The 12572-nt window shown below is 29.7% G+C and carries 10 protein-coding genes; 8 read left to right on the top strand and 2 right to left on the bottom strand.

Features of this window, described 5'->3' with window-relative positions:
- Positions 1-33 precede the first annotated feature (33 nt).
- On the top strand, positions 34-2190 hold the full coding sequence (locus FIA58_RS03330; RefSeq protein WP_140960032.1) for a DUF3857 domain-containing protein: 2157 nt from the start codon (positions 34-36) through the stop codon (positions 2188-2190).
- A 107-nt stretch (positions 2191-2297) separates the two neighbouring features.
- Here FIA58_RS03330 and FIA58_RS03325 read toward each other — a convergent pair whose 3' ends face one another.
- Positions 2298-5294: a T9SS-dependent choice-of-anchor J family protein gene (locus FIA58_RS03325; RefSeq protein WP_140960030.1), complete on the bottom strand. Its 2997-nt coding sequence runs from the start codon at positions 5292-5294 to the stop codon at positions 2298-2300.
- Positions 5295-5746: 452 nt separating this feature from the next.
- Here FIA58_RS03325 and FIA58_RS03320 point away from each other — a divergent pair, with 452 nt between their 5' ends.
- From FIA58_RS03320 to FIA58_RS03305, 4 genes are all read left to right on the top strand, one after another.
- Positions 5747-6328, top strand: coding sequence for a YdeI/OmpD-associated family protein (locus FIA58_RS03320; RefSeq protein ID WP_208022747.1), 582 nt, complete (start codon positions 5747-5749; stop codon positions 6326-6328).
- Between the two features lie 61 nt (positions 6329-6389).
- Positions 6390-6818 (top strand): DUF1801 domain-containing protein, encoded by a 429-nt coding sequence (locus FIA58_RS03315; protein ID WP_140960025.1) that lies wholly within the window; start codon positions 6390-6392, stop codon positions 6816-6818.
- A 27-nt stretch (positions 6819-6845) separates the two neighbouring features.
- Positions 6846-7532, top strand: coding sequence for a hypothetical protein (locus FIA58_RS03310; RefSeq protein ID WP_140960023.1), 687 nt, complete (start codon positions 6846-6848; stop codon positions 7530-7532).
- A gap of 19 nt (positions 7533-7551) precedes the next feature.
- Complete coding sequence (locus tag FIA58_RS03305) at positions 7552-8331, top strand: hypothetical protein (RefSeq protein WP_140960021.1); 780 nt, start codon at positions 7552-7554, stop codon at positions 8329-8331.
- Between the two features lies 1 nt (position 8332).
- Here the strand turns inward: FIA58_RS03305 and FIA58_RS03300 are convergent, their stop codons facing one another.
- A complete protein-coding gene (locus FIA58_RS03300) occupies positions 8333-8851 on the bottom strand; it encodes a hypothetical protein (protein WP_140960019.1) in 519 nt (172 codons plus the stop codon).
- Between the two features lie 497 nt (positions 8852-9348).
- Here FIA58_RS03300 and FIA58_RS03295 point away from each other — a divergent pair, with 497 nt between their 5' ends.
- The 3 genes from FIA58_RS03295 (at position 9349) to FIA58_RS03285 (ending at position 12458) form a co-directional block, all read left to right on the top strand.
- A complete protein-coding gene (locus FIA58_RS03295; protein ID WP_208022746.1) occupies positions 9349-11217 on the top strand; it encodes a PAS domain-containing sensor histidine kinase in 1869 nt (622 codons plus the stop codon).
- Positions 11214-11612: a response regulator gene (locus FIA58_RS03290; protein ID WP_140960015.1), complete on the top strand. Its 399-nt coding sequence runs from the start codon at positions 11214-11216 to the stop codon at positions 11610-11612. The genes FIA58_RS03295 and FIA58_RS03290 overlap by 4 nt, the downstream gene beginning before the upstream one ends.
- 246 nt (positions 11613-11858) lie before the next feature.
- Positions 11859-12458, top strand: coding sequence for a DUF4240 domain-containing protein (locus FIA58_RS03285; protein ID WP_140960013.1), 600 nt, complete (start codon positions 11859-11861; stop codon positions 12456-12458).
- The last annotated feature ends 114 nt before the right edge of the window (positions 12459-12572 follow it).

The following is a 12572-nucleotide window of genomic DNA, read 5'->3' as shown; positions in this document are numbered from 1 at the left end:
AGTTTTTTTGAAAAAAAACTAAATTTTACATTTATGAAATACAATTACCTATTCCTGCTGCTTTTTTGTTTTTCAATAACTAATGCACAAAAAAAAGAAGAAATAAAAAATCTTTTTTGGAATACCAATGACGAATTCGGCACTATTGTAGCTGTACCAGAAAAGTATAAAAACGAATCAGCCGTTATAATTTACAAAAATGAAAACTATGATTTTCATAAATTTGGAAAAAGCGTTACCTACACTTCTTCCGTTAGAAAAAGAATAAAACTACAAGACCAAGCAGCTGTAACTGAATTTTCAGAATTCTCTTTCAAAGACCGCTTTTATAGCAACAAAGGTTTTTCTTTTAAGAAAGGAACAATTACACTAGGTATTAAAATTATAAAACCAGACGGGAAAGAAATAGAGATAGATGTGAACAAAGAATCTGTTGAAGAAGACGAATCTAAGAAAGTAGCTATTTCCAACTTAGAAGTAGGTGATATTATTGATTTCTACTACCATTCGGTCGAACCTTTTAAATCCTCTTTAGAATTTGGTTTTGAACCCGTTGAAACAACTTTAGGAGAAAGTTACCCTATTTTAGATTTAAAAATTACATTTGAAACTGAAAACGATTTCTTTGTAAATTTTAATTCGTATAATGGTGCTCCAGAATTAAAAAAAATAGAAACTAAAAAAAGTAACGAAAGAAAATATGTCCTTTCAGCATCTGATGTAGCAAAGAATGATTTTCCAAGATGGTTTTTACCTCTGGTAGAATTGCCTTGTTATAAATTCCAAGTATTTTTTGCAAGATCTGGTAAATTTGAACAAAGAGCTGATGCCTTTCTATCAGATAAAGAAAGTGACATTAAAAAAACTGTATCTAAAGAAGATATACTTGATTACTATAATACCAAATTTTATCCAAGCGGAAATCTAAATGATGTAAACGACTTCTTAAAAGGAAAATCATTTAGTTCTGATGAAGAAAAAATTAAAGAAATTTACTACTTTACACGTCATCAATTCTATACTCGATATATTGAAGCCTATATTTTAGGCGAAACAAAAATTATGTCTTATCCTTATGCGTTGTATGATTCTTATCCAATATTTTTTAATTCAGAAGAACAATTTATTAGGTACTTCATGGCCTATTTGAAAAAAAATGATATAAATTATGATATCATTGTAGCTACAGGACGAGAAAATGGACCTATAAAAGATATATTAATCCAACAGAATGCTAGAGTTTTATTAAAAATAAATACTGCAGAACCTATATACTTTGGTATTTTCACTCCTTATTCATTACCGAATCAGTTTGATACCTCTTTGGAAAACACAAATGCTTACGCGTTGAAAGTGTCTAAAAACAAAAAAGTAACAGATATTGAAGAAGTAAAGCTACCTACTTCAACAAATGACGATAATGTTTCAAAAGTAGCACTAAATGTTGCTTTTGATGTTACTTTAAATACCTTAAAAATCAATAAAGAAACTTCCCTTTTTGGAAATAATAAAAGTTTTGAACAATCTGACAAAATGAACTTTTATGATTACATAACAGAAGATTATGAAAAATATGGGACAACTCCTTTATTAGATTTAGTTCGAAATAAAAAAATGAAAGAAAAGTACAGAAAGGAGTATGATGCTTTATTGCAAAAAATGAAAGACAAACAAAAAGAGAGTCTTAAAAAAGCTGCTGAAAGAGAATACAATGTTAAAGTAGACGATTTTTCTTTTGAAATAGTTAATACTGGTAGATATGGAGAAACCGAACCCTTTCAGTATAAAGAAAACTTTACAATTAAAGATGATTTCATTAAAAAAGCTGGACCAAATTTTATTATTGAAATAGGGAAATTAATAGATTCTCAAGTTGAAATTGAAGAGAAAGAATACAAAAGAGAAAATAATATTTATACATCTTTTCCAAGAGCATTTAACTACAAAATTGAGTTTTCAATTCCTGAAGGTTACTCCGTTACAGGTTTAGAAAAATTAAACAAAACGGTTGAAAATGAAACAGGAAGTTTTATCAGTAAAGCTAGTATAATTGATAGCAAATTACATTTGGAAGCTACTAAAAAATACAGTCACTCCTACGAACCCGTTGCAAATTGGCAAAAAATGATTGCCTTTTTAGATGCTGCATATCAACTAACACAAGAAAAAATATTATTGAAAAAGAATTAATTAAAAAACGGAGAAAATTTTCTCCGTTTTTTTTATCTAAAAATTACACTTACAAAAAGGATTATAAATTGAGCCTTTTTCATAAAAATGATAGTTTAAGATTTTTATTAGTTCTTAATCACTTTTATTGTTTCAACTTTTCCATCAATTGTCACATTAACCATATAAGCTCCAGAAGTTAAATATGACATATCAATTTGAGTGGAACTCTCATTGTTAACTACTTTATCAATAAGAATTTGCCCTACTAAATTAACCACTTGTACTTTTGAGAATTCAGCATTATATTCTAAATTTAAAATGGAACTAACAGGATTTGGATAGAATTTTATACTATTTTCTTTAACAAATCCATCAGTAGATAATGGTGTTGATGGAAATTTAATACTTGCTGCAAAAATATTAACAACACCCGTACCTGATTCTTTTTGAAAATCTATTGAAGAAAATGTTTTTCCTTGATTGGCAACATCAATAGCTACAGAAAGTTCATAAATACGAGGATTTCCACTAGGGTTTTCTAATACATTATTAGTAGTATTCACTCTCCCTATTCCAGAAATTGCCACCGGTAAACTAGTTTGGTTAAACCAGTCTGGTATAAGTGTATTTGGAATTACTTGACTTGAACCGTCATCAAAATGAATCGTTCCAGAAACAGTACTTGTTCCTCCTCCAGAAGTAACTAAAAAATAAACTTTCTCAGCTGGATAAATAGTTTCAAATGTTAATGTTCCAGCATTAGCAGCACCAGCGGTAGCTATACGTAAAGAATTATTTCCATCATATGGTGTATTTAAAGGATTCATTTTAAAAATTAATCCAGGTAAACTTGAGCTATTAATAACCCCATTTACTGGCAAACCATACGTTAAATCAGCATCTGTTGAATTTAACTTATAATCTCTAGATAAATACACATAATTACCCCCATCAATATCATTTGTAGTAGAATTAGCAGATGGACCAACTCCATTAGCGATTACATCATCTGTTAAACCTGAACTTATTTCTAAATTTAAATAACCTCCAAAGACAAACGGTCCAGACCATGGACTATAACCACTATTATTATCACAAACGGTACGCACATAAAATTCTACAGTAGTGCCAGCAGTATAAGTAGCATTATAGGTAGTAGAAGCTACAACATCTCCTGTTGTAGGTGCTCCAGCACCTAAACTCTGAACAGCAATTTCCCATTCTGAAGCAGTCGCACCATCCCAAGACAATACTGCAGTAGTTTCAGTTATATCAGATGCGGTTAAGTTCGTAGGTGCATCACAAATTGGAATTCCAGAAGTCATTAAATCATCTATAAACAGATAATATTGATCCGTAGATATAGCTTGTATAGCAAAATAAATAGTTTGTCCCACATATGCTGAAAGATCATAGGTATACTCTGTATAAGTAGTTGATGGACCTACATTAGAAGCTAATACATTAGTAAAATCAGATTCTTGATTTCCAGTTGTTGAAACTAAGACATTGAATCGATCAATATAAGTAGCATTATAATTTCTTGACCAAAAACTAATGATATCACTTACATTAGCTGTAACGGTGAAAGGAGGTGTGATTAAAAAATCATTATGGGCAGTAGAACTATAATTTATTCTAGCGAATTTGGTTCCTGAATGAGGATAATTCGGAAAATTATTCTGAACACCCCAAGTATTCGCATCTCCTCCATTAATTAAAGACCAGCAATTTGGAATTTCTCCTATAGTAGTTCCTTCAAAATCTTCATTAATACTTATACCAGTAGTACAAGCAGTTGTAAAAGAAGCCATAGACCATGAACTATACCCACTTGCCCCACAATCTGTTCTGATATAGACATCATAAACTGTATTTTGTGTTAACGATGAAAGATTTGTAGTAGCTGTTGTTAAAGCTGTTCCAGATGTTGGTGCTGGACTTCCTGAAGAAACATAAGCAAATTCCCAATTCGTATTGCTACCAGCACTCCAAGTTACAGTTGCCGATGTTGTCCCTATCGAAGAAAAAACTATTCCAGTGGGCGCCACACAAGCAACAGTTGTTGTAAAAGTAAATGGACCTGTCCAAAAACTATAACCAGTAGTTGCACAAATAGTTCTGACATACACATCATAAGTTGTTTCAGGAGTTAAACTTGAGAAATTAAATGAATTCGTAGCACTTACCTCTCCTGTAGCTGGTATAGTAGCTCCTGAAGCTACTAGAGCAACTTCAAAAGTATCAGTCACATTAGCAGCTGTCCAAGAAATGGAAGCATCAAAAGCATTTACTGCTGTACTAGCAATATTCGTTGGTCCTGTGCAATCTGGTACTAACTTCCCGCTTACTGCAAAAAGATTAAATACACCTCCACTACTTTTTTCAACAGACATTCCCGATACTAATTTAGTTTGATTTGCAGCATCAATTGCTAAATCTAATCTATAAATTCTTGGATTATTATTGGGGTTTTCCAAACCATTATCAGATCTACTTCCTCTACCTATACCCGAAATAATAGTAGGTAAAGCATTAGAATTAAACCAATCTGGTATATTTAAAGCTGAAAAAACTTGTGTAGTTGCATCTGAAAAAGTAACAGTTATTGTAACACTCGAAGCACCACTTCCAGAAGTAACAGCTAAAGAAAGCGTTTCAAAAGATTCATTTTCTGCAAAAGTAATTGCAGATAGACCTGCAGCTCCATTAGTCTCAATTCGCAAAGAATTATTACTATCATAAGAAGCTAAATTAAAAAACAAATCACTATTAGCCATTGGCAATACTCCATTGGTTGGCAAACCATATGTAATAGGTGTAGCACCACTTGTAATTTGTGTTCCTTGAGCCAAGTAACAAAAATTAGCTCCATCAACATCGTTGGTTGATGTAGCACTTAAATCACCTAATCCATTCGCTATAACATCAGCATTGAATCCGTTAATGGTGAGTGCCATATAACTGGCTGGATCAAAAATTAAAGAAGGAGCTCTAACAGGTTTATTAGTGTTGGAATTTTCATGTTCTTTTGAAGAAAATCCAGTTAAAAAATAAAACAAACTAAATAAAGCAAGGGTTTTTAAATAAACACCCATAAAATTAAAATAATTTTTTTTCATTATATTTCTAATTAAATGTTTGATTAGTAAATATATAAAAAAAAGAATTTATAAATAATTTTAGATATTTTTTAATCAAAATAACATTTTAAAGCTAAAAAAATAACAATTACACATAAAATAAGTTTTTAAATTATGAAATACTATTTATTTTAGTTCACCATAAAATTACAACTAGAGGATTTACAATTCAAGTAATACTACTAATTCATAGACTCCTTTTAAAATTTTATTTAAGATTACGGCATGCTATCAACTAGTTTAGGAATAGTCTAAAAAAATCCGTTTTTAGGTAGTTTCAGTAGTTTAATTGACTATTTATCAGTAAATTATTTCCTATTCAACCATTTATAAAATAAAATTCACCCCTTTTTAATTTGAAATTCTTAGTTACGTAATTAAAAAAAACTAATTTTGAGAGACAAATATGAATTTCAATAAACAACATAAACATGAATTCGAAACTTATTGATAGGTTTTTGAACAGAGCCAAAAACTGGAAAGATGAAATGACATTATTAAGAAAAATTTGTTTGGATTGCTTACTAACTGAAGAATTTAAATGGATGCATCCTTGTTATACTTATCAAGGTAAAAATATTGTTTTAATTCATGAATTTAAGGATTACTGTGCTCTTCTAATCCATAAAGGTGCGTTATTAAAAGACACTGATACTATTTTAATTCAGCAAACCGAAAATGTTCAATCAGCTCGTCAAATTCGTTTTACCAACTTACAGGAAATAATTGATTTAGAACAAACCATTAAAGCTTATATTTATGAAGCAATTGAAGTTGAAAAAGCAGGTTTAGAAGTAAAAATGAAAAAGACTGATGAATTTACCATGGTCGATGAATTCAAAAAAGTTTTAGAAGATGATTCCAACCTTAAAACAGCATTTCAGTCACTTACACCTAGAAGACAAAGAGGCTATTTGTTATATTTTTCACAAGCCAAACAATCAAAAACTCGTGAATCTAGAGTACAAAAATGCATTCCAAAAATTCTTGAAGGAAAAGGATTAAACGATTAAACTAAAAGCAATACCTCTTTAAACAACTAAATAATTCTTAATTTAGTAAAAAAACAATGGAATGGGAGAATTGAAGGTAACAACAAACCCAAAAGTAGATGCGGTCTTTGCTAATTATCCCTACTTTGTAAAGGAGAAAATGCAACAGCTTCGAGAATTAGTAATTGAAACTGCTGAAGAGATTGAAGAAATTTCCCATATAGAAGAAACCTTAAAATGGGGAGAACCTAGTTTTATTACCAAAAAAGGAAGTACTTTACGAATGGATTGGAAAGAAAAAACACCTAATCAATATGCTATTTATTTTCAATGTTCAAGTAGGCTAGTTACAACATTTAGACTGGTTTTCGGAACTAAATTTGAATATGAAGGAAACCGAGCAATCCTCTTTCAAACCAATCAAAAAATTCCTAAAAATGCATTAAAAGAATGTATCAAAGCTACGCTAACCTATCATAACGTAAAACACTTAATAACATTAGGAATCTAAAAAATCTAGTAATCACTATTTTACATCATGAGAGATAAACGAAATCACTTATCTATTTTACTGGTTTTATTAATCTATTTTTCTTGTAAAAATGAAAGTAGAGATCCTGTTATAAATAAAATTGGAAGAAACGAGAATCAGCTTGATACTTTATTAAACACAAATGACTATTTAATTCTTGGCAAGAAAACAACTAAAGTAAAAGTCGTACAAAAAGATAAAATTGACGATTTTCCAACTTATGAAGTTTTAATTGGTTATCGAGATGATGTAATAATAGCAGAGAAAATTAGTTTTAATGAAGTTGAGATATATAGAAAAAACAATCCAAAAACTTTTTTTGAAGATTATAAAGTAGCAATTTATAAAGGAAAGTTATCCGAACCCGATTTTTCAACTAATTTACAAGCTAAAAGATTTAAAACAAACATAAAAAAAGAGTGTGCTAATGGTATCAACTTTGCCGGACATTATACTTTAATTACTTGGGGTTGTGGTTCACCTTGTCAAAGTGGAGTTCTTGTTGACAGAAAAACCGGAAAAATATATGGTGGTTATGGTACATCTCTTGGTTCAAAATTCAAGAAAGACAGTAGAATGATTATTAAGAATATTGGTGCGTTAGATACAATTACAAACCTAATTAAAGTTTGTGCGTACTGTGAAGTAAGTCAAGAAATTTGGACAGATACAGAATTTAAAGTAGTCGAATAATATAAAAATGGAAATAAAAATGAAAAAATACAGCCTTATTTTAATGGTTTTTTGCTTTATTTCTTGTCTCTCAGAAAAGAAACAAGAAGAGGAACAAGAAAAAGAAAATACTAATCTTAAAGAAGAAATAACAACTCCAAAAGAAACAGAACCAATCATTGGTGAAAGAATCGATGGCCCAGCTAATGTTAGAGATACCATTGATGGTGAAGTTCTTTTCACACTATATGATAATACTTTTGTAGAAAGTACACCTAAAGAAAATGACTGGAATAAAATTGGTATACTACCAACAAATCCTAAATCTGATTTTGAAAACGACCACTTAAAAAAAGGAGTTAAAATCATAGTAGATGGTCAAATCGTTGGAGAAACTAAAAAAGACGTTGAGTTATCTATGGGGTTAATTGGTTATACTCATAAAGAAAACATAAAAGCCCATTCCATCATTGAAAATATTTTAATGGATCTTTTCAAAAAGCAAAAGAACAAAAGAAATTTAGAGGACTTTAAAAGTTTTATAACCAACTTTAAATTAGAAAAAGAAACTCAATTTGAAGGAATGACAGTTTATTACAATTATGAAAACTGGATAGATGATCCCTCTCCAATGATGCGAATTGGACTTGTCTTTAAAAATAAAAATCTTGTTGCCATCTTACATTCTAGACCCTTAACAATTGAAGGAACTAAAGATAATAAATTAGATTATGCTTTTGATTGTCTTACATTTACTGATGTTAAAGATGCAGATGAAATTGTAAAAATCTTTAATCATTTTGTTCATTCAGTGGATTAAACTATTCTATAGCTTTTTCAATCAATTCTTTCTCTAGTTGTAAAGACGCTAGTTTTATTTCTAATTGAGTTAGCTTAAGCAAGCTATGTGTTTTTAAAGTTCTTATGGCATTCGTTTTAATGATACCTAATGCACCAGCTTCAAAATAATCATTTTCTTTTTGGGTTTGCACTACTTCTACAAAGTCTAAAGTATTCATAGCGGCTTCATACTTTTCTTTTGATTGATTCAATTTTCTTTCAAACTTTTTTTGTTTGTATAATACCTCTTTTAAATCGACTTCCAACAACTTCTTTTTAGTTGCCTCTTGTTTGAGAACCTCTTCTTTTTTACTACTACTATCAACTGAAATTGAGTTGGACAAAATTACAAGTGCTACAAGTCTATCCATAGATTTGTCTGGTAAACTGCGTTGTCTGATTTGAAACATAGACCATTGTGTTCTGGTAGTCTGTAACAACATAGCCATTTCGTCATATGTAATTAATAGTTTTTTGTTGAAAACCGATCGCTTTTTCATCTTTTATTATTTTACTAAATGAAACTTATTAGTTGTGGTAAACTGAAAAAAAATCAATTTACTACATTTTTGTGGCAATCTAAATTTTTTTTTTAAAAACACCACACTTTTGTGGCAATCCAAAATAAAAAAATTAGATTGCCACAAAAAAGTCAATATTTAAATTTGTATTTTTTTAACTACCTAAAGCAAAAACTTCTTTATACAGTCAGTATACACTCAAATAAACATGTATTGAGAACCACACTACTTCAGAGGCATAATTTCAAAAAATTACATTCCCTATAAAAAATATTCCTACTGTTCTTCGCTACTAGAATTAGATTTGTTAAGAATTTTCTTCAAAAATGCAAAATGAGCTTTGTTCTTGTAATCTTTTGTCTTAAATTTACTTAACTGACTAAAGCAAAAAATTAGGGCTAATGATTCAGCTAAAAAGGAATACTATAAATAATTTTAGCTGACCAGTAAATTAATTAATGCTAAATATAATTGACATGGAGAAAATAGCAGACTATAAGTATGCCCTCGATGAATCGTCAATTATTGCTATTACCAACCAAAAAGGAATCATTAGCTATGTAAATGATAACTTTTGTAATATATCAAAATATACTGCAGAAGAACTAATTGGACAAGATCATCGCATTATAAATTCAGGACATCACTCGAAAGAATTTATTAAGGAACTTTGGACTACTATTGCTAATGGCAAAGTATGGAAAGGAGAATTAAAAAATAAAGCGAAAGATGGAACAATTTATTGGGTTGACACCACAATAGTCCCTTTTCTAAATTCACAAAACAAACCTTATCAATATGTCGCCATTCGATCCGATATTACAGATAGAAAAAAAGGTGAAGAAGAACTTAAAAAGATTTTAAAAGAGATTTCTGATTATAAATATGCACTTGACGAATCGGCTATTGTAGCCATTACAAATCAAAAAGGAGTTATTACACATGTAAATGATAACTTTTGTAAAATATCAAAGTATTCTTCTAAAGAACTAATTGGGCAAGACCATCGCATTATAAACTCAGGGTATCATTCAAAAGAATTTATTAAAGAACTTTGGAAAACTATTGCAAATGGTAAAGTATGGAAAGGTGAGCTGAAAAATAGAGCAAAAGACGGTTCTACTTATTGGGTAGACACTACAATTGTTCCTTTTTTAAATCAAATAGGTAAACCTTATCAATATATTGCCATTCGATCCGATATTACAGAAAGAAAAGAAGGTGAAGAAGAACTTAAAAAGATTTTAAAAGAGATTTCTGATTATAAATATGCACTTGACGAATCGGCTATTGTTGCCATTACAAACCAAAAAGGATTCATTACACATGTAAATGATAACTTTTGTAAAATATCCAAATATTCTACCCAAGAATTAATTGGGCAAGACCATCGCATTATAAACTCAGGGTATCATTCAAAAGAATTTATTAAAGAACTTTGGAAAACTATTGCAAATGGCAAAGTATGGAAAGGTGAACTAAAAAACAGAGCAAAAGACGGTTCTACTTATTGGGTAGACACTACGATTGTTCCTTTTTTAAACCAAGAAAATAAACCCTATCAATATGTCGCCATTCGTTCCGATATTACAGAAAGAAAAGAAGGAGAAGAACAAATCAAGTTAAATAATGCCAAAGCAATTGAACATGCTCAAATATTAGAATTAAAAAACACCCAATTGGTAGATTTCTGCAATATTGTTTCCCATAATTTAAGAGCACCATTAATCAATATTTCTATGTTAGTAGATTATGTAGAACAAAGTGAAGAGGAACAGGAACGTATGGAAGTGCTAACAAAAATTAAACCTGTAGTAAATCATTTAATGGATGTTTTCAATGAATTAGTAGAATCGATACAAATAAAACAAGACACTGAAATAAAAGCAGACCATATCATTTTAAAAGATTGTTTAGAAAAGGTTTTGAGAGGTTTTGAAACCCAAATTCAAGAGTACGATGCAACTATTCAAATCGATTTACAACAAGCATCAACAATTTATTTTCCTCAAAAAAATATCGAAAGTATTTTATCCAATTTAATAAGCAATGCCCTTAAATATAAATCGCCAAATAGGAAACCTGTAATTACAATAAAAACAAAAAAAGAGCTAAATAGTGTAGTATTATCGGTAGCTGATAATGGATTAGGTATTGACTTAGTGCTACATAAAGATCAGATTTTCAAAATTCGTAAAACATTTCACAAACATCCAGATGCAAAAGGATTTGGTTTGTTCATGACAAAAACACAGGTGGAAGCAATGAATGGAAAAATATGGGCTGAAAGCCAACCCAAAAAAGGCAGTATTTTTTTCATAGAATTTAAAACACAAACTATATGAAACATGTAAAAAACCTCACACTTATTGATGACGATGATGTTTTCGTTTTCTTAACTAAAAAAACCATTGAAAAAACCAACCTTGTAAGCTTAATTAGGGTTTTTGGTAATGGAGTAGATGCTTTAAATTTTTTGAAAGAAAATAAAAACAACTTTGATGTGCTACCTGAAATTATTCTTTTAGACCTTAGTATGCCTATAATGAATGGTTGGCAATTTCTTGAGGAGTACACCAAACTAAATCCTAAAATGGGGAAAAATATCACTATTTACATATGCTCCTCCTCTATTTCTCAGGACGACATTACCCGAGCAAAATCCATTAACGAAGTTACCGATTATCTCATTAAACCTATTTCTAAAGATAAATTAATAGATTTGATTGAAAAGTTATAGATAAATAACAAAAAAAAATAAGTTTCTCCGTAAAAAACAAAAAAACATCTTCCTCTTTTCACACAAATAAAAAACTCAAAAACAAAAAGTAAATATAAATACATATTGTTGAAGTTGAATGTAAAGGTTAACTTTGCAAGAATAAAGACTGTAACAATAAAAAAATCAATAGTTAAAAATGAACCTAATTATAACATCATTTTTAATTAAAACTTGTAATTCATCATCAAAAAAAAAAAGAATCAAATGGGACTATTTGACAAATTTTTCGGAAAAGGAAATTCTAATAAAAGTCAAGAAATTGAAAAGACTAGTGAGCCATTAGATGAAGCGCTATTTTGGAGTATTATTGACATATCCCTTAAGAAGAGTAAAACTCAAGAAGAACAAGAAATTGTTTTGGTAAAAGAAATCGAAAAACTATCTCCTAAAGAAATAATTGGTTTTAGGTTACGAACTGACAAACTACTTTTTGATACTTATAATTCCGAAATGTGGTGTGCTGGTTATATCATGAATGGAGGTTGTTCTGATGATGGTTTTGAATATTTTAGAAATTGGATTATCTCTCGAGGCAAAGAGACGTATTACAAAGCTAAAGAAAATCCAGATAGTCTGATTGCAGAATATATCGAAGAAGAAGAATATTATGATTTTGAAGGATTTTGGTACGTAGCTTTAACTGCTTTTGAAAACAAAACTGGTAAAGACCTATACGACTACATAGCGGATGATTTTAAAACTAACGAAGGTAATTATCCTGATTTTGAATTTACTTGGGAAGAAGAAAAACCAGAAACCATGAAAGCGATTTGCCCAAAGTTATATGATAAAATGTGGAATTAAGAAGTATAAATAAAAATTTTCTGTTTTACAGAAAAAAACAAAAACCTAGTAATTAAAAACAAAACTTCTCGATACTCCCAAAGCTTCGGGGCCACTCGAAGTGATATAGCTCAT

The organism is Flavobacterium jejuense, assembly GCF_006491595.2.
In the GTDB taxonomy this organism is placed as follows: Bacteria; Bacteroidota; Bacteroidia; order Flavobacteriales; family Flavobacteriaceae; genus Flavobacterium; species Flavobacterium jejuense.
The sequence above is the reverse complement of the archived record's forward strand: the minus strand, read 5'-3'. Positions and strand labels throughout refer to the sequence as shown.

Excerpts from the sequence above, each read along its gene's own strand:
- FIA58_RS03330 (WP_140960032.1), top strand. The coding sequence starts at position 34 with ATGAAATACAATTACCTATTCCTGCTGCTTTTTTGTTTTTCAATAACT.
- FIA58_RS03325 (WP_140960030.1), bottom strand. The coding sequence starts at position 5,294 with ATGAAAAAAAATTATTTTAATTTTATGGGTGTTTATTTAAAAACCCTT.
- FIA58_RS03320 (WP_208022747.1), top strand. The coding sequence starts at position 5,747 with ATGAATTCGAAACTTATTGATAGGTTTTTGAACAGAGCCAAAAACTGG.
- FIA58_RS03315 (WP_140960025.1), top strand. The coding sequence starts at position 6,390 with ATGGGAGAATTGAAGGTAACAACAAACCCAAAAGTAGATGCGGTCTTT.
- FIA58_RS03310 (WP_140960023.1), top strand. The coding sequence starts at position 6,846 with ATGAGAGATAAACGAAATCACTTATCTATTTTACTGGTTTTATTAATC.
- FIA58_RS03305 (WP_140960021.1), top strand. The coding sequence starts at position 7,552 with ATGAAAAAATACAGCCTTATTTTAATGGTTTTTTGCTTTATTTCTTGT.
- FIA58_RS03300 (WP_140960019.1), bottom strand. The coding sequence starts at position 8,851 with ATGAAAAAGCGATCGGTTTTCAACAAAAAACTATTAATTACATATGAC.
- FIA58_RS03295 (WP_208022746.1), top strand. The coding sequence starts at position 9,349 with ATGGAGAAAATAGCAGACTATAAGTATGCCCTCGATGAATCGTCAATT.
- FIA58_RS03290 (WP_140960015.1), top strand. The coding sequence starts at position 11,214 with ATGAAACATGTAAAAAACCTCACACTTATTGATGACGATGATGTTTTC.
- FIA58_RS03285 (WP_140960013.1), top strand. The coding sequence starts at position 11,859 with ATGGGACTATTTGACAAATTTTTCGGAAAAGGAAATTCTAATAAAAGT.